Below are 16436 nucleotides of genomic sequence, written 5' to 3'. Positions count from 1 at the left end.
CGTTCCCTTCCGCATACGTCCCTCTTATTGAGGCGGCGTCACCGTTGTCTCGCCCGGCACGAGCGGCGTGACAGGCACCACCATTTCGGTCTGTCCCGAACCGGACGTCGTCTCCGAATGTTTGACGGCCTTGTCAACAGACCCGTTACCCACGGCCCCTCTGTCATGATGCAGCGTTGAACTCTTTACAGTGCTGATCGAACCATCGGGATGAATGACCGTTGTGGTGCCATCGCCGTTCGGAATCTCGATGGTGGAATTGGGTGATTTCGCACCTGCCCCATATTTTCCGGCCACATCGGGTTCCACACTTGGCAGAGAAGCCGTAGCTCCTTTCCCAGAGAAGGAATCGTCCACATCCTCACCCAGAGAGAGATGACCGCCATCGGGCAGTTCGCCCTTCTGCCCATCCATCCCCGCCATTGTGTCATGATCGGACGCGACATCGGAAAGAGACGGCAGCGGCTTGGGCGCACCCGGCCAGATGTTGCCGCTATCCGGCAGGATGGGTGTCTCCGCGAAGGACTGGCCGCGAACACGACGGATCGTCTCCGAGGTGCCCGCTGGCGTGTTGGGGTTCTCTCCCGGCAGGGTCGCCGTGTCGGTCAGCCATTTATCAAAGCCGGAGCAGCCGCTCAGAACCAGTAATGTCGCTACGAGAGCGGCTCTCCGCATAAGGTCGTACCTCGTCCAGATGACTGACGCGCGGCACCACCGCCGCCCTGTTTGCTCACACCTGATACAAGGATGACCGTCTCAGGTAAATTACCACTTACCCACCATGCGGTTATGAGGCGCCTTTTCGTAACAGTGTCGCATATCCGGCACGCCTGTTCACAACGGCATTCAGCCCACGGACCGACCGTTGGAAGCTCCCGCTGGTCGCTCCACATGCCGCAGCCCGGCCATGAGATAATCCCACCCCGTGATCAATGTCAGCACGGCGGCAATCCACAGCATCAGCGATCCCATGAGGGTGACCGGCAGCCACGGCATATGGAGCAGCACGCCCGTGCTGTCCCCCGCCAGCAGAAAACCGATGGCTGTCATCTGGAAACCGGTTTTCCACTTGGCCAACCGTGTGACCGGCAGACTGGCCCGCGTGCCCGCCAGATACTCCCGCAAACCACTGACAAGTATTTCGCGACAAAGAATGACAATGGCCGGCCACAATGCCCCAAACTGGGAAAGTCCACCCAGACCCGCCAGCGTCATGAGCGATGCGCCCACCAGCAGCTTGTCGGCAATGGGGTCCAACATACGCCCAAGGTCAGACTGAAGCTTGCGCGAACGGGCCAGATGCCCATCGAACCAGTCTGTCACCGCCGCAGCGATGAACAGCAGACACGCCGCAGCCGACGCTTCCGGCCGATTCATGGCCACAAGAGCCACCAGCACCGGGATCGCGACGATCCGCGACAGAGTCAGGAGGTTCGGCAGATCGGTTATCATTCTCCGCACGTTACTCCACTTGCAGACGAACCGAAACGGCTCTGTCCCGAGAAATGCGTCCTGTGCAATGGCAATCGCGTGACGCAATACGCGCGCCTCACGATGGCGCCCAGTCCGGATGGAAGTGTCCATAGATCGTGCGCGCCGTCTCACGGTTAATGCCCGGCGCCGCCTCCAGTTCCGCAAGCCCTGCCTGACTTACCCCACGTGCTGAACCGAAGTGGTTCAACAGCGCCCGTTTACGGGCCGGTCCCACACCGGAAATCTCATCGAGCTCTGACTTCACCAGTTTTTTCGAGCGCCCGGCCCGGTGGGTGGTGATGGCGAAGCGGTGCGCCTCATCGCGCAGACGCTGGAGGTAATAGAGCACCGGATCGCGCGGCTCCAACTGGAATGGCGGTGCATCACCTGTATGAAACCACTCCCGCCCAGCGTCGCGATCCGGTCCCTTGGCAATGGCCACCAGCTTCACATCCTGCACGCCCAGCGAATCGAGCACCTCACGCACGGCGGAGAACTGCCCCGCCCCTCCGTCGATCAGCAGCACATCGGGCCAGTCCGCCGAACGCGCTACGCCTTCCTCCGCCGCCTCTTTCAACGCCCGCCCGAAGCGCCGCTCAAGCACCTCGCGCATCATGGCAAAGTCATCGCCCGGCGTGATCGGTCCCTTGATGGCGTATTTCCGGTACGAGCGACGATCGAAGCCTTCCGGCCCTCCCACAATCATCACACCGTACGGACTGGTGCCCATGATGTGGCTGTTATCGTAGGTCTCGATCCGCTGAGGCGGTGCGTCCAGCCCGAAGACCCGCGCGACACCTTCCAGAAGCTTTGCCTGCCCAGCACTCTCGGCCAGCTTGCGTTCCAGCGCATCGCGGGCATTCGTTTCGGCATGCTCGACCACGTCGCGCCGCTCGCCACGCTGGGGACGCAGAATCTCCACCTTGTGTCCACGTCGGATGGAGAGAGCCTCGGCCAGCAGGGCTGCCTCGGGCACGTCCCGATTGACCAGCAGCAGCGCTGGCGGCGGCTTATCGTCATAGAACTGCCCGAGAAACGCCGCGAGAATATCGCCTTCGGTCTCATCCTTGGTGTGGACCGGGAAGAACGAACGGTTGCCGTTGTTTCGCCCGCCCCGGATGAAAAACACCTGAATGCAGGCCTGTCCCGCTTGCTGCCAGACAGCGATGACATCGCCATCGCGGATGGAGGATGGATTGATGACGCTCGAATCCTGCATCGATGCCAGCGCGCGGATCCGGTCACGCAGAACCGCTGCCTTCTCATAGTCCAGCGTGGCAGCCGCCTCTTCCATCTCCTGAGCAAACCGCGCCTTCAGGGCATTGTCTTCGCCTGAGAGAAACTCCTTCGCCTCCTTCACAAGCCGCGCGTAGTCCTCCTCGCTGATCCGATCCACGCATGGCGCGCAGCACCGCTTGATCTGGAACAGCAGACAGGGGCGCGTGCGGGAGGAGAAGACCGAGTCCGCGCAGGTCCGCAGCCGAAAGACCCGTTGAAGAATGGTGATGGTCTGGTTCACCGCCCACGCTGAGGCAAACGGCCCCCAATAGCTCGCGCCCTTCTCCATCTTGCCGCGATGCTTGGCGAGTTGTGGAAACGGGTGCTGCTCGCTCAGCATCAGCCACGGGTAGCTCTTGTCGTCGCGCAGCAGAATGTTGAAGCGCGGCTTCATGCGCTTGATGTAGTTGGCCTCAAGCAGCAGAGCCTCGGCCTCGGTGTGCGTGGTGACGATCTCCATCGACGCCGTCTCGGACACCATCCGCCGCAGCCGCTCTGGCAGGCGCGAGACGTGCGTGTAGGAGGTTACGCGTTTCTTGAGCGCGCGTGCCTTGCCGACATAAAGCACCTCTCCCTTCGCACCGAGCATCCGATAGACACCCGGCGAAAGCGGCATGGTCCTGAGAGCGGCGTGGATGACTTCCACCCCCGTTACAGGAGTCGCGGAATCAGGCTGCGCGGACTTTTCGCCCGTTCCACCAAGGGTTTCCTCAGTCATGGCCATTCATCCACCGAAGCTGTGGATAAGTCTGTGGGAGATAAGATGACAGATTGATGGACCCCTTGGTTTTCTGCCTCGAACACTGGATTGCATAAAATTTAATCAGACCAATCAACCCATTGATTTTGTTTTGTTTTGAAGGCTGACATCCAAAAGACACCCCTCGAATCGCTGGAAACGCATTGAAACAACCCGAGTCAATCCCGGACGTGGACAAAATTCACCGAATACTGACGAACGCCTCAGACCGGGCACGGTCCCGCTTTGTTCCATGCCGCGAATCCACCCTTTCAAAGGCCTTTCTTCGTAGCCTCTTCGCCCTTGCGCAAAAGACGTCGGAAGTTGCCGCCCCAGAAGGCCGCGATCTCGCTCCGGTCATACCCACGACGCATCAATTCAGCCGTGAGAGCAGGCGACTCCGCCGCATTCGCCCAACCATCGAGCTGACCGCCACCATCGAAATCCGATGAGATCCCCACATATTCCGGCCCAAGCCGCTTCACCACATAGTCGAGATGATCCATGTAATCCGCCACCGTCGCCCTGCGTCCCTGAAGCTCGGACCGTGGACGCAGGAAGCCGCCGATCGCCGTAATCTGGATCAGGCCACCACTGGCCTTGAGCGCATCGAGTTGCACATCGTCCAGATTGCGGGGGTGATCGCACAAGGCCCGCACGCAGGCATGTGTCGCCACCACCGGCACGGATGACACTTCAACCGCCTGCAACATGGTCGCGCGGGCCGTGTGCGACACGTCCACCAGCAGCCCCAACCGGTTCATCTCGGCAATCGCCTCGCGCCCCAGTGCCGACAGACCGCCGTGCCTCGCCTCCGGGTCGCCCAGAACACGGCTCGGTTGCCCGGAATCGGCCAGCGCGTTGTGACCATTATGGGTGAGCGTCACATAACGTGCGCCGAGGGCACGGAAGCGCGCCAGCATCCCGATATCATCGCCCATGCCGTAGCCGTTCTCCACACCCGGCACGACCGCCAGCGCTCCATCCCGGCAGGCCGCCTCAATCTCATCCACCGTCGGACAGACGCGGGCCGTGATGCCATTGCGCGTGCCCTGCATGCGGTTGATGGCCTCCAGCATGGCCAACGTCTGCTCCTGCGCCGCCGCATGCCCCTGCGCATCGACCTTCCCTTGCGGGATGTACGCCACGAAGCAGCCCGCCGAGAGATGACCCCGCTTCATCTTGGGAAAATCGACAAAGCGATCCGACGTATCGAGAAACGCATCGTCACGATCCGGCCACGGAATATCGATGTGACTGTCCAGCGTGAGCAGCGAACGATGCAGGGCGAGCACGTCCTCGGTGACGGGCGCGGGAGAGGAAAAAGAGGTCATAGCTGGGAAATCGTGTCCGGCGAGAAGGTTTGCAAGGGCGCGCCCGCAACATGGGCGGAGGTCCGCACCTTGCCCCGACGCATGTGACGCTGACCAGAGGTGACAGAATCACCCTTGTCCCCCGACCCCGTTTGAGCGATCAACGCCGCCCCATGCGCATCGTGACCTGGAACATCAACTCCCTCCGCCTTCGTCTGCCGCTGCTGGCCGAACTCGACCGGCAATTGCGGCCGGACGTGATCTGCCTTCAGGAAACGAAGGTGCCCGACCCTCTGTTCCCACACGAAGCTCTGAAGGAACTGGGCTATCCGCATCAGGTCCGACGCGGCATGAAGGGCTATAACGGCGTGGCCATCCTCGCCCGACAGGCGCTGGAACCGGTTCTGGACACGCCGGACTGGTGCGAGAAAGGTGACTGCCGTCACGCTGCCGCCCGCATCGAGGGTGAAAACGGCCCTGTCGAGATTCATAATTTTTATGTTCCGGCGGGTGGCGACATCCCCGACGAGGACGAAAACCCCAAATACGCGCACAAGCTGGCCTTTGTGGATCAGGTGACGGCGTGGTTCGAAACACACCATCGCGCCCGAACGGTCATCGTGGGCGACCTCAATATTGCCCCGCTGGAAAACGACGTGTGGAGCCACAAACAACTCCTAAAGGTCGTCAGTCACACACCACCCGAGACGACACGTCTGAACGCATGGCTGAACACCGGCTTTGTGGACACCATGCGCCACTTCATCCCGTCGGATGAGAAACTCTATACGTGGTGGTCCTATCGCAACCGCGACTGGAGCGCGTCCAACCGCGGGCGGCGGCTGGACCATGTGTGGATCACGCCCGATCTCGTCGCGTCACTGCACGGCATGCAGGTGATCCGTGAGACACGGGACTGGGCCTCTCCATCAGACCACGTGCCGGTAATGATCGATCTGGGTGCGTAAATTCAACAGAAGTTTCTGATTATGTGCGATTGGGAAAGTAACGTCGCCACCTACCTTACGCTGGGTGGAAAGGTCTTTATTGCACCGCAATGTACCATTAAATACGACAAGGAGCGTCAAGAGGGCGGTTCTTGTCCGGATTTCGTGGCTCTCGACCTCGAAAATAAAGAAATCATTGTTATAGAAGTAACAGCAAACGCGAACATTGACACACTTCTAGAAAAAATCAGAGAACGTGAAACGCGCTGGTATCAGCCTATCTTTCGCAAGCTGGAACAAACAGCCATCACTGCGTCCTTCGACAAGCCACCTCGTTTTCTCGGCTTTGTACGAAAAGATGTTCTCAAGAAAGCGGAAAAGGCTTTCTTAGATGCTCACGACATCACGTTCGTTCCATTGGAAGATGTAGCTTTTCCCTGGTCTTACTGGAACAAGCGTATTGAAGGTGGACTGCCACGCGGCATCTACAGTCAGAATCACGCCTGATCCAACCTTGGAGGGAGCCGTAATGCTCTCTCTTTTGACTTCACGCAGGAAACAACCGGTCCACCTGCCGCAAGAACACCTGCATCTCCTCACGTGACCCGAGAGTGATGCGCGACACATTCGGCCAGATTGGCCAGTTGCGACCGATGATGACGCCCTCCTTCGCAAAAGCTGCCGCGACATCCTTTGCTGGATGGCTCCAGTCCACCATGATCATGTTGGCCACACTGCCGGGGACAAATGCGATGTGCCGGTGCGTCAGATGCGCTTCCACCTCCCGGCGCACCGACGTCATATCCTCGCGCCGCCGTCGCACCTCTTCTGGCAACAGAAGACTTTCCCGCGCACCCGCCAGCGCAGCGACATTGATCAGTTTGGTGGCGGTTTCCCCATCGTAGCGCATCATGCGGTGGTGCAACTCCGGATGCGCGAAACTCAGCCCCACCCGCAATCCGGCCATGCCGAACAATTTGGAAAACGTCCTGAGAATCAGGAGATCCTTACGATCCTTGAGCAATGACAAGGCGCTCGGGTTGTCGGAAAAATGGATATAGGCCTCATCCACCAGAACGATCGCATCGGCAGGTTTATGCTCCAGAAGCCACCTGATCTCATCGAGAGATGTCGGCGTTCCGGTCGGGTTGTTGGGCGAACATATGTAATAGAGACCAGCCTGCGGATTGGCCGTCAGCAAACTCCTCGCACTCGTCACATACCGTCCTTCTGCCGTCAGCGGCACCCGCTGCACCGGTATGTTGAGATATTTCGCCACCGCCCACGGCACCTCAAATGTGGGATCGACCGTCACCAATCCGCGCTGTGGTGAGGCGAACGACGCCACACTGCGGATGAGCGGGTCCATCGAGCCTTGCCAGACAAGAACATGATCCAGCGGCACCCGTTCGGTCACGGCTACGGTTTTCAGAAACGCCTCATGCACATGGCCCGGATCGTAACGGTTGCCCTGAAGGATTTCCTGCTGCGCCACCTGAACTGCCTGCGGAAATGGCCCAGTCCAGTATTCATTCTTGTCCAGAAGAACCGTGCCGGTCGGCGAAGAAGATGTCTGTGCGCGGGCTGATGGCACGAGATTGGAAAAGGATGCGCCCACACTGAACAGACCAGCAAGCTGGCCGAATGTTCGGCGCGAATATTCAGACGTAACGGGATTTTCTGAATACAATCGACTGATGATATGCGGCATGTTTCTATATCTCTGACGTCGTTCCAGTCACAAGAAAACATCAAAGCAGCTTTTCAGATAATGAGAAAATAAAAACTCTTGGTTTGGAGAAAGCTTCCCACAGCCCCTGCCCGCGTCACATGGTTTCATGATGAGGTCGTAAAACCAGAGACAGTCACCCTGATTGCTTGTGAAAAATCAAACCCCACACCCATTTTCATTCTTGCGCTTTCCCTTTGTCCGCTTCCAGAAAGTGGCGACATAAGCATGGCAAAACTCTGCATAAAGAAAATATCGTTTAATATAGGAAATATATTATCTTTAATATGAGAATATATGTTGCGAATTTGATACAAACAGAAAGAACAAATTAACCACACGCGACAAATAACTATTAAAATTACGACATATGATCTTGTCTTGTCGGGAGTTCACACGCTGGATCCCGTCCAAATGAAACACACTGTTCTTGCGCTCGGCGCAGTCTCACTGGCCAGTCTGGCGTCCTCGGCCCAGGCCGCCACGACATCCTCATCGACCGACACCATTACACGGGAGCGGAGCGCGCACATCCACCCCCTCCCAGCCAAACCCAACGCACATCCATCTCACCCTTCTCCTGCAAAAAGCCGCAATGCGGGCACAGATGCTGCGGAAGAAATCCATGTGAGCACCGGCCACTCCTACAAACGTACCGCGCGTGACAGCCCTACTCCTGTCACGGTCATTTCCTCAGCGGAATTACGCCGTTCAGGACAACTCAATCTTGCGGACGCCATTGCCCGTCTCGATCCCTCCATCACGACACAGGCTCAGGGATGGGATGCGGGTGCTCTCACCTCCTCCATTCGCATGCGCGGTCTCAATCCCAATGAAGTACTCGTGCTGATGGATGGAAAACGTCGGCACACCACGGGGAACATCGTGGCCGACCGCGGCCCGCAACAGGGGTCCACATCCGTCGATCTCAACATGATCCCTGCCAGCGCCATCGACCACATCAAAGTGCTGCGCGACGGGGCCGGTGCACGCTATGGAGCGGATGCGGTCGCTGGCGTCATCAACATCGTTACCAAAAAAGCGGCGCAGGGTCTCAATGTCGTGACGGACACGGGAGCCGACGCCTACAACGGCGACGGCTGGCGCTACCGGGTCGGGGCCGATGGCGGCCTCAAATGGGGGAATAACGGCTTCGTTCACCTGAGCGGCGAAGTCTATCACAAGGATTTCTTCATCTCGAAGTCCCGCGCCACGCGCGATCACCGATGGGCGCCCGGTGACGCCTGGTCCCCCTATGCCGATCACAGCACGAGCACACCCGAAGAAACCCGAGAGAATCTCTCGATCGAATGGGGGAAGGGAATCACGCAACAGATCGAGACCTACGGCCTCATCACATACACCCACCGTCACGCGGAGACGGAACAGCATTACCGCCTGCCCAGCATCGCCCCTTCCGTCTATCCAGCCGGATTCGCGCCTATAGAAACGATGGAGGAAAACGATTTTCAGGCCAATCTGGGCGTGAGAGGACACAATTTGTTTGGTTTCGACTGGGATCTGAGCACGCTGTATGGCGAAGACGACAACGACCTCGGCGTCAACAACACGATCAACACAAACATGCTGGCCAGCACAGGGTGGAGCCCCACCCACGTGCGCGCGGCAACTTATCGCACCTCGCAATGGACCAGCAATTTCGACGCGCATCGCGACTTCAACATCGCCCATGTCCTGCCCGTCACATTCTCCTTCGGGGCCGAACACAGGCTGGAGATGTATTCCATTAAAGCGGGCGAACCAGCTTCCTATATTGATGGCGGTACTGCTGCCATGGCGGGCCTGACCTCACAAAGTGCCGGAAGCTGGGATCGCAACGTCTGGTCGGGCTATCTGGACGGGAACTTCCACCCGTTGAAAAACTGGCAGGTCGATTTGGGCGGACGCTTTGAGCACTACACAGATTCGGGCAGTGCTGAAACCGGGAAGGTCTCGACCCGCTATGACGTTACGAAACGGATTGCGGTCCGCGTCACCATAAGCAATGGCTTCCGCGCCCCCACTTTGGCTGAATCTCACTACAGTTCGCTCAATGTCAGCCCGACAGGTGCCGCAGCCCTGCTCAGCGCCACCGATCCGGCAGCCCAGAAGATTGGCGCCTCACGTCTGAAAGCCGAACGCTCCACAAATGTGGAGGGTGGATTCATTCTCGAACCCGTCGACAATTTTCACGTTTCGGTCGATGTCTATCAGATCAATATCCGCAACCGTATCATCGGCGCCAATTACACTGGCGGACAGGCCGCCTATGACGCCATTGCCCAGACCGGCATCACACTTCCCTCAGGCCTGAATCTCAGCGATGTGCAGGCCAATTATCTGGCCAATGTGGGCAGCACCCGCACACAGGGACTGGACATACAGGCTGATTACAGGCTGCGCCTGCATCGGTACGGCACACTCGATCTCTCGCTGATGCTCAATCTCAACCGCACCCGTATGCATCACACCAACACCAATGCCTTCGGGCAGTCCCTCTCCAGCGCACAGACCGCCTCTTATCTGACAAACGCCTCACCACGCAGCAAGATCATCCTCAACGCCTACTGGACCAATGGAGAATGGGACGTAAACATTCGTGAAACCCGTTACGGTCAGACCTCTTCCATGTTGACATATTACGATCTTGCTCCCGCCAATCTGCAATATTCCACCACCCACTTCGCGGCCTTCGTCAACACACCCATCTGGCTGACGGATCTGGAGGTCGGCTACAGGGTGAATCCGCACTGGCATATCGCTGTCGGGGCCAACAACATTTTCAACATGCGTCCTCGCAAGGTGAAGCCCGCCAACAACTATCTCGGCTCATCCATCTACGACAGTCAGGCCGCCAATATCGGGTACGAAGGCGCCTATTATTATGGCCGCGTCAACGCCACCTTCTGAAAGACACCGGATATTTCCTCATCGCTCTGATGATGAACGCACAAAAAAGCCGCCCTTCCTTTCGGAAGGACGGCTGAAGTGTAAAAAACTTTCGTCCTCACACAACCGGCGGCACGCCACCTTCAGGGTCGAGGCGGTAACCACCACCTTCCGTAATCAGCAACGTGGCATTGGACGGATCAGGCTCGATCTTCTGACGCAGGCGATAAATGTGCGTCTCCAGCGTGTGTGTGGTGACGGCAGCGTTGTAGCCCCACACCTCGTTAAGCAGCACCTGACGCGGCACCGGCCGGGTGCCCGCGCGATAGAGGAACTTAAGAATCGCTGCTTCTTTTTCTGTCAGGCGGATACGGCGGTTACGGGCCGTCTCGACCAGCAGCTTGGCGGAGGGGCGGAACGTGTATGGCCCCACCGTGAAGACCGCGTCCTCGCTGTTCTCGAAAATACGAAGCTGCGCGCGCAGGCGGGCCAGCAACTCGGCAATGCGGAACGGCTTGGCGACGTAATCGTTTGCGCCGGCATCGAGCCCACGCACCACGTCCGCCTCATCGTCCGATCCGGTCAGCATGATAATGGGCATGCGGATGCCCTCGCGCCGCAACTCCATGCAGAAGTCACGACCGTCACCATCTGGCAGGGTAACGTCCAGAATGATCGCATCGAATCGGGAGTCGGGGGCTCTGATCGCCTCCCACGCCTCCGCTACGGACGCGGCCTCCACAGCCTGAAATTCACCATCGACCTGGAGCTGCTCGACAAGCATCTGCCGTAGCGTCTGGTCATCATCGACGATCAGAATTGGACGTGCGCCCGACATTCGGTACCTCTTTCTTCTTGGGACCCACCTAAGCGCCCTGCTTTCCCGCGACAAGAGCGTCTGGCTGCCCTGCCGCACCAAACAGCAGACAACCGCCCTTCAACACCCTATCACGGTGTCGTGACAGACTGGCACGAAACGGATGACAACGCCATTTCCGTCCCTCACCATTCCACCAGCAAAGCGATCGGCCTCTTTCCCGGCAAATCGTCTTCCTCCGCCTCTGCGCGCCGGAGGCCGGACATTTCCAGGGACAACGCCGCCCAGAAAAGCCCGGATCATTCCCTTATGATACATGCGACTCTCATCCCCGAAAGCGGCAGCACTGCACAACTGCATTGCGCGGATCGGATTCTCCCCGCCGTGATCGGGGCCGCAGGCGTCACTCTGCACAAGCAGGAAGGCGATCATGCAACCCCCGTGGGCCTGCTTGCCCTGCGCAAGGTGCTCTATCGCGCGGACCGCATCAGTCGCCCGGATATGGGCGCTGCCACACCGGACGGACGCCCCCTTCTGCTTGAACCCATCGGCCGTCACGATGGCTGGTGCGACGATCCGACCTCTCCCGATTACAACCGGCAGATTGCGCTTCCCCACCCAGCCCGTCATGAAGATTTATGGCGCGAGGACCACCTCTACGACCTCGTGGGCGTGTTGGGATACAACGATGCCCCGCCCGTGCCCGGACGCGGTTCGGCAATCTTCCTTCACCTCCAGTCACCCGACCGTAAACCAACGGAGGGCTGTATCGCCCTGACGGAACCGGATCTGCGGCTGGTGCTCGCCATGGGACTTGCCTCCATCACGGTGCAACCGCCGGGGGCATGAAGGACACCAGCACATCTCCCTCCGTCAGAGACGCAGAAGGACCGTCTTCCACTGAGCGGATGCTGAACCCCGAACCGGGTTTGAGAACGAGAAAGTCCAGACGTTCATCGGAAGCCTGAGCCAGCACCGCCATGTTGGCCTCCGTCACAGGCTCGGCGCGAAAGCGCCAGCCGTCCTGCCAGAGAGTGTCCAACAACGTGAAGTTCCACGCCGGTTCACCCAGCACCTTGCCGCGCGCGTCCCGGCTGAGTCCCCGATATTCATCCAGACGTTTGATGCCGGGGCTGACCTGATACACCCGCGCTCGCCCGAAATGCGGCATGAGATGCGCGCAGACCATACCGTTGTAGATGGCGTCGGGAGTCGCGGTAATCAGATAATCCGCAGGAAGTTCTTCCAGACTTTCCGCACCTGCTTCCGACAGCATCTCAGCGTGCAGCACGGCCACACCCGCCCGTTTGGCCGGAACCAGCGCCCGGGCCGACGTGTCCACCACCGTCACAGGCGTCCCGGCTTTCTGCGTGACCACCGCCAGATCGCGTGACCACGGGCTGGCACCCACGATGGCTAGAGCTGGCACATTGGAAAGCGTCAGATGCAGTTTCCGTGCGAGCGGCCGCAACGAGAATCCATGCAAAAGCATGGTCGCCGCAATAACCGCGAACACGGCCGGCATGACGAATTCCGCGTCGGCAAAGCCTCCTTCCGTCAGGCGGATGCCCGATACACCGGCCACGGCCGCCGCCACGATTCCACGTGGTGCGATCCAGCCCACGAAGATGCGCTCGCCCGTGCTCAGACCGCTGCGGAGCGTGGCAAGGTAGATGCCAAGAGGGCGCACAAGGAAGATCACCGCACAGGTCAACGCGAAGATCGACCATGACAGTCGCTCCAGAACAACCCGATGCAGATCCGCCGTCAGCAGGATGAATAGGAGCGAGACGATGAGCACCACAAGGCTCTCTTTCATCCGCTGCAATTCATTCAGCCCCGGCACCTTCATGTTCGCCAGCGCCATGCCGAACACCGTCGCTGCCGCCAACCCCGCGCCGTCCATGAACAGGGAACCGAGGCCGTACATCGCCAGCGCCATCGTGAGAAGGAGCGGCATCTTGAGCGTCTCGGGCATGAGATCGCGCACGAACAATTCGCGCACGCTCCAGCCGCCGCCCACCCCAAGACCGATGGCCACGACCAGACTGATGACTACATGCAGAAAAATGCTGACGAAATGGACAGACGTGTCCTCACTCGGCCGCATCAACAGAACTTCGAGCACCAGCGTAGCCAGAATTGCGCCGATCGGGTCGTTCACGATGGCTTCCCATCGCAGGAAGGCCGCAATCCGAGGCCGCAACTTGGCCTGTCGTAGCAGCGGCAGCACCACCGTCGGTCCCGTCACCACGACGATGGAGCCGAACAGGAATGACGGTCCCCATGTCAGCCCGCCCACGTAATGTGCCGCTGCCGAACCCAACACCCAATTGATGGGCAGCGCCACCAGCGTGAGTCGCAGAACCCCCTCGCCCGCTTCTCCAAGCTGGCGAAAATCGAGCGCCAGTCCGCCCTCGAACACAATCAGCGCCACCGCAAGCGAGACAACCGGATGAAACAGCGGACCGATCAACTCATCGGGATGAAGAATGTCCAAGCCCGGTCCGAGCAGGAGCCCCAGGCCGAACAACAGCACGATGGCGGGGAGATGAAACTTCCACGCCACCCATTGTGCCGTCATGCCACCGCAGAACACGAGAAAGACCAGACAGGCCGCGTCCTGACTCATGAAGCTGTTCCGTTACGTGATGTGGCCATGGGCCCTCCCTTGCATCTGCTCACCGCCAGAATCCCGTATTGTCCCCAGCGATGACTTCAGATCATACGTGCCCCACGACCCAACGCCTATAAGGCGCGGCTTCTTGGCAGACCGTTTCGTCAGGTACACAGTGGACCGCCGTTACGCCGTCATTTTCGGGCGCAAACGACGCCAAAAACACGCGCCAGAGGGAGAACAGCCCATGTCACAGATCGAAGTTGTTGCAATTGTGAAGGCAAAACCCGGTCAGGCCGAAGCCGTGGCCGCAGCCATGAAGGCCTGCGAAGCGCCTTCACGTGCAGAAGCAACGAACCTATTCTATACGCCGCACCGCGATCTCGATGATCCCAACACATTCATCTTCATTGAGCGCTGGGCCAGCCGTGAGGCACTCGCCGCCCACATGGAGACACCGCATTTCAAGAAGATGGCCGCCATCATCGAGCCGCTTCTGGGCGCGCCGCTGGAAGTCCACATTCTCAACCCGCTCTGAGACGTCCCACCACGCGCCCTGCTCGCCTCCGCATGCGGCGCAGCAATGTAATGACGAGCGGTCGTGCGCGCTCTTCCTCAAGAGCCGCACGTGCCGCCCTCAATTCGCGTTCCAGCCGTGCCATCTGCTCCTCAAGCCCGCGCGCATGACCATTCAGCCCTTCGACCTCACGCAACAGGCCCAGCAGACGCCGCTCCAGAAACGCCTTTTCCACCTCCGGATCAATCGGAGGCAGGGCAAAGCCACTCTCGCCCGTCATGTTCAAGTTAGCTGGAACGCGGGCACAACGCGCGCTCCACCAAGCCGCACACGATATGCGCCGCCGTGATGTGAAGTTGCTGAATGACCGGCGTCCACACGGAAGGAACGGCCAGCGTTACATCGCATGGGGCGCCACGCACGCCTGCATGTCCGGTGAAGGCCACCGTCACCAGCCCTGCCTCCCGCGCCACCTCGAAAGCGCGCAGGATGTTGGGGGATGTTCCGGAAGTGGTGATACCAAGAAACACGTCGCCGGGACGTCCAAGCGCCAGCACCTGCCGCGAGAAAATATCGACAAAGCCGTAATCGTTGCCAATGGCTGTCAGGCTGGAAGTGTCGGTCGTCAGCGCCACAGCGCTCAACGGACGCCGGTCATACATCAGCCGCGCCGTAAACTCGCCCGCGATGTGCTGCGCGTCCGCCGCACTTCCCCCGTTCCCGGCAATCAGCAGACGCCCTCCAGCCTCCAGCGCGGCCACGATCCGCGCGGCCATGTCCAGCATGACCTCCTGTGCGGCCGCATCCTGCGCAAACACCGCCATGGCCTCGGCAGACTGCCGGAGATAATCCGTCATGAAGCCGCGATCATCGCGCACGGCAGCGGTTGCATCTGCGTTCAGGTTCGGAGCAGTCATCTCGGGCATCATTCTCGTTCCATAGTCGGTGCGGTGCATCCTAGAGCAAAACCATCACCAGATGGTTCTCGCACGCCGCACCAGCGGCAACCATCTGCCTCATTCGTTCTCACGCAAAAGCAGAGAGTGTTCCGTCACGCGCAGGAAGGGCGACACCACCGCATCACGCCGCATCCATGCGCCCCACCGCCCGACAAGCCGCGCCGTCTCGCGCCAGTGCCGCACAATTTTCTCCGGTGTCTGCATGGTGCCCCGTGTGCCGCCATCGACATGCGTGAGTGTGGCAAAAGGCGTCCACACCACGCGCCGGCCTACCGCGATAACACGCAGACAAAGGTCAATGTCGTTGCACGCCACCTCCAACTCCTCATCCAGTCCACCGACCAGCTCGAACACATCCCGATGCACCATCAGGCACGCCCCCGTCACCGCCACGAGATCGCGTTGTCGTACAAGTTGTCCCAGATAACCCGCATCATCCGCCGCAGCTCCCCTCAGAAGATGCGCAGCACCGTCTTCTGACAGCGCAACGCCCGCGTGCTGGATCGTGTCGTCAGGATAGAGCAGTCGCGCACCCACGATTCCCACACCGGGACGCAGCGCCTGACGCACCATCTCCTCCAGCCAGTCCGGGTGACGGATGGCCACATCGTCGTTAAGCAGCAGGACCAGTTCCCCCCGTGTCGCTGCCACGCCTGCGTTGTTCAGGCGCGACCAGTTGAACGGTTCATCACATGTCAGCACCTGCACGCGTGGATCACGTGTCACATCGTCCAGAAGGCGGAGCATCTCCCCTTCCCTGCTGCCGTTGTCGAGCACCAGTACATCCAGTTCTTCCCAAGCCGTCTCATGCAGCACGCCCTGCAGACACGTGCGCAGATACTCGGGACGATCGCGCGTCGGATAGGAGAGGGTTGGGCACGGAGCAGGAAAGGAATCTGGTGCGGCGGTATCTGGCGTCTCACCGGCCCGAACTGCGGCTGGAACAGGCGCGGCTTGTGGGGGGGCAGGTGGAGCATCCGCGTGTGATCTATCCATTGCCGACACGCAGACCGCATGTGTCCATAATTGTCCCGACGCGCGATCGTCCCGAGTATCTGCGCACGTGTCTGCAGGGCGTGCTGCATGAGACGGCTTGGGAAGAACTGGATGTACTGGTGCTCGACAACGGCAGCAGGGAAGGGGAGATGCTCCGCCTTC

16 protein-coding genes are annotated in these 16436 nt (G+C 59.7%); 6 read left to right on the top strand and 10 right to left on the bottom strand.

All coding sequences use genetic code 11. The annotated features are described in order from the left end of the window. Window positions 1–24: 24 nt before the first annotated feature. The 4 genes from KUA11_RS10330 to KUA11_RS10315 all read right to left on the bottom strand — a co-directional run bounded on the left by KUA11_RS10330 (window position 25) and on the right by KUA11_RS10315 (window position 4824). Complete coding sequence (locus tag KUA11_RS10330) at window positions 25–675, bottom strand: hypothetical protein (protein WP_368040996.1); 651 nt, start codon at window positions 673–675, stop codon at window positions 25–27. Between the two features lie 171 nt (window positions 676–846). Next, window positions 847–1452 carry a CDP-diacylglycerol--glycerol-3-phosphate 3-phosphatidyltransferase gene (pgsA, locus tag KUA11_RS10325; RefSeq protein ID WP_217410326.1) on the bottom strand — a complete coding sequence of 202 codons (606 nt, stop codon included), beginning with the start codon at window positions 1450–1452 and terminating at the stop codon, window positions 847–849. A gap of 97 nt (window positions 1453–1549) precedes the next feature. Further along, window positions 1550–3469, bottom strand: a complete 1920-nt coding sequence (gene uvrC / locus KUA11_RS10320) for an excinuclease ABC subunit UvrC (RefSeq protein WP_217410221.1) — start codon at window positions 3467–3469, stop codon at window positions 1550–1552. Between the two features lie 293 nt (window positions 3470–3762). After that, entirely contained in the window at window positions 3763–4824 is a 1062-nt protein-coding gene (locus KUA11_RS10315) for a dipeptidase (RefSeq protein ID WP_217410220.1), read from the bottom strand. Window positions 4825–4976: 152 nt separating this feature from the next. On the opposite strand from KUA11_RS10315, the gene KUA11_RS10310 reads away from it, so the two are divergent. Both KUA11_RS10310 and KUA11_RS10305 read left to right on the top strand, forming a co-directional pair. Next, window positions 4977–5771 carry an exodeoxyribonuclease III gene (locus KUA11_RS10310; protein ID WP_217410219.1) on the top strand — a complete coding sequence of 265 codons (795 nt, stop codon included), beginning with the start codon at window positions 4977–4979 and terminating at the stop codon, window positions 5769–5771. Window positions 5772–5792: 21 nt separating this feature from the next. After that, window positions 5793–6257, top strand: a complete 465-nt coding sequence (locus tag KUA11_RS10305) for a hypothetical protein (RefSeq protein ID WP_217410218.1) — start codon at window positions 5793–5795, stop codon at window positions 6255–6257. A gap of 40 nt (window positions 6258–6297) precedes the next feature. Here KUA11_RS10305 and KUA11_RS10300 read toward each other — a convergent pair whose 3' ends face one another. Next, complete coding sequence (locus KUA11_RS10300; protein ID WP_217410217.1) at window positions 6298–7461, bottom strand: aminotransferase class I/II-fold pyridoxal phosphate-dependent enzyme; 1164 nt, start codon at window positions 7459–7461, stop codon at window positions 6298–6300. A 432-nt stretch (window positions 7462–7893) separates the two neighbouring features. Here KUA11_RS10300 and KUA11_RS10295 point away from each other — a divergent pair, with 432 nt between their 5' ends. Then, window positions 7894–10389, top strand: coding sequence for a TonB-dependent receptor plug domain-containing protein (locus KUA11_RS10295; protein WP_217410216.1), 2496 nt, complete (start codon window positions 7894–7896; stop codon window positions 10387–10389). A 97-nt stretch (window positions 10390–10486) separates the two neighbouring features. On the opposite strand, the gene KUA11_RS10290 is transcribed toward KUA11_RS10295, so the two are convergent. Next, on the bottom strand, window positions 10487–11206 hold the full coding sequence (locus KUA11_RS10290) for a response regulator transcription factor (protein WP_217410215.1): 720 nt from the start codon (window positions 11204–11206) through the stop codon (window positions 10487–10489). Window positions 11207–11494: 288 nt separating this feature from the next. Here KUA11_RS10290 and KUA11_RS10285 point away from each other — a divergent pair, with 288 nt between their 5' ends. Continuing rightward, window positions 11495–12034, top strand: coding sequence for a L,D-transpeptidase family protein (locus tag KUA11_RS10285; RefSeq protein ID WP_217410214.1), 540 nt, complete (start codon window positions 11495–11497; stop codon window positions 12032–12034). Here KUA11_RS10285 and KUA11_RS10280 read toward each other — a convergent pair. After that, complete coding sequence (locus KUA11_RS10280) at window positions 12009–13817, bottom strand: cation:proton antiporter (protein ID WP_217410213.1); 1809 nt, start codon at window positions 13815–13817, stop codon at window positions 12009–12011. The genes KUA11_RS10285 and KUA11_RS10280 overlap by 26 nt on opposite strands. A 232-nt stretch (window positions 13818–14049) precedes the next feature. Here KUA11_RS10280 and KUA11_RS10275 point away from each other — a divergent pair, with 232 nt between their 5' ends. Continuing rightward, window positions 14050–14340: a putative quinol monooxygenase gene (locus KUA11_RS10275; RefSeq protein WP_217410212.1), complete on the top strand. Its 291-nt coding sequence runs from the start codon at window positions 14050–14052 to the stop codon at window positions 14338–14340. Here the strand turns inward: KUA11_RS10275 and KUA11_RS10270 are convergent. The 3 genes from KUA11_RS10270 to KUA11_RS10260 form a co-directional block, all read right to left on the bottom strand. Further along, on the bottom strand, window positions 14327–14599 hold the full coding sequence (locus KUA11_RS10270) for a hypothetical protein (RefSeq protein WP_217410211.1): 273 nt from the start codon (window positions 14597–14599) through the stop codon (window positions 14327–14329). The two genes, KUA11_RS10275 and KUA11_RS10270, sit on opposite strands and share 14 nt — an antisense overlap. A 7-nt stretch (window positions 14600–14606) precedes the next feature. After that, window positions 14607–15236, bottom strand: a complete 630-nt coding sequence (locus KUA11_RS10265) for a D-sedoheptulose 7-phosphate isomerase (protein ID WP_254454843.1) — start codon at window positions 15234–15236, stop codon at window positions 14607–14609. Window positions 15237–15335: 99 nt separating this feature from the next. Continuing rightward, window positions 15336–16274, bottom strand: a complete 939-nt coding sequence (locus KUA11_RS10260) for a glycosyltransferase family 2 protein (RefSeq protein ID WP_217410210.1) — start codon at window positions 16272–16274, stop codon at window positions 15336–15338. On the opposite strand from KUA11_RS10260, the gene KUA11_RS17855 reads away from it, so the two are divergent. Further along, window positions 16178–16436: glycosyltransferase family 2 protein (locus KUA11_RS17855; RefSeq protein ID WP_217410343.1), on the top strand; the 259-nt coding region annotated here is incomplete at its 3' end. The genes KUA11_RS10260 and KUA11_RS17855 overlap by 97 nt on opposite strands.

Origin of the sequence: Acetobacter estunensis (assembly GCF_019083805.1) — a bacterium.
Lineage (GTDB): Bacteria > Pseudomonadota > Alphaproteobacteria > Acetobacterales > Acetobacteraceae > Acetobacter > Acetobacter estunensis_A.
This window is presented reverse-complemented; position numbering and strand designations above follow the sequence as displayed.

What these genes read in the sequence shown, in the direction of transcription:
- KUA11_RS10330 (WP_368040996.1), bottom strand. Translation starts at nt 675, where the DNA reads ATGCGGAGAGCCGCTCTCGTAGCGACATTACTGGTTCTGAGCGGCTGC.
- pgsA (WP_217410326.1), bottom strand. Translation starts at nt 1,452, where the DNA reads ATGATAACCGATCTGCCGAACCTCCTGACTCTGTCGCGGATCGTCGCG.
- uvrC (WP_217410221.1), bottom strand. Translation starts at nt 3,469, where the DNA reads ATGACTGAGGAAACCCTTGGTGGAACGGGCGAAAAGTCCGCGCAGCCT.
- KUA11_RS10315 (WP_217410220.1), bottom strand. Translation starts at nt 4,824, where the DNA reads ATGACCTCTTTTTCCTCTCCCGCGCCCGTCACCGAGGACGTGCTCGCC.
- KUA11_RS10310 (WP_217410219.1), top strand. Translation starts at nt 4,977, where the DNA reads ATGCGCATCGTGACCTGGAACATCAACTCCCTCCGCCTTCGTCTGCCG.
- KUA11_RS10305 (WP_217410218.1), top strand. Translation starts at nt 5,793, where the DNA reads ATGTGCGATTGGGAAAGTAACGTCGCCACCTACCTTACGCTGGGTGGA.
- KUA11_RS10300 (WP_217410217.1), bottom strand. Translation starts at nt 7,461, where the DNA reads ATGCCGCATATCATCAGTCGATTGTATTCAGAAAATCCCGTTACGTCT.
- KUA11_RS10295 (WP_217410216.1), top strand. Translation starts at nt 7,894, where the DNA reads ATGAAACACACTGTTCTTGCGCTCGGCGCAGTCTCACTGGCCAGTCTG.
- KUA11_RS10290 (WP_217410215.1), bottom strand. Translation starts at nt 11,206, where the DNA reads ATGTCGGGCGCACGTCCAATTCTGATCGTCGATGATGACCAGACGCTA.
- KUA11_RS10285 (WP_217410214.1), top strand. Translation starts at nt 11,495, where the DNA reads ATGATACATGCGACTCTCATCCCCGAAAGCGGCAGCACTGCACAACTG.
- KUA11_RS10280 (WP_217410213.1), bottom strand. Translation starts at nt 13,817, where the DNA reads ATGAGTCAGGACGCGGCCTGTCTGGTCTTTCTCGTGTTCTGCGGTGGC.
- KUA11_RS10275 (WP_217410212.1), top strand. Translation starts at nt 14,050, where the DNA reads ATGTCACAGATCGAAGTTGTTGCAATTGTGAAGGCAAAACCCGGTCAG.
- KUA11_RS10270 (WP_217410211.1), bottom strand. Translation starts at nt 14,599, where the DNA reads ATGACGGGCGAGAGTGGCTTTGCCCTGCCTCCGATTGATCCGGAGGTG.
- KUA11_RS10265 (WP_254454843.1), bottom strand. Translation starts at nt 15,236, where the DNA reads ATGACTGCTCCGAACCTGAACGCAGATGCAACCGCTGCCGTGCGCGAT.
- KUA11_RS10260 (WP_217410210.1), bottom strand. Translation starts at nt 16,274, where the DNA reads ATGGATAGATCACACGCGGATGCTCCACCTGCCCCCCCACAAGCCGCG.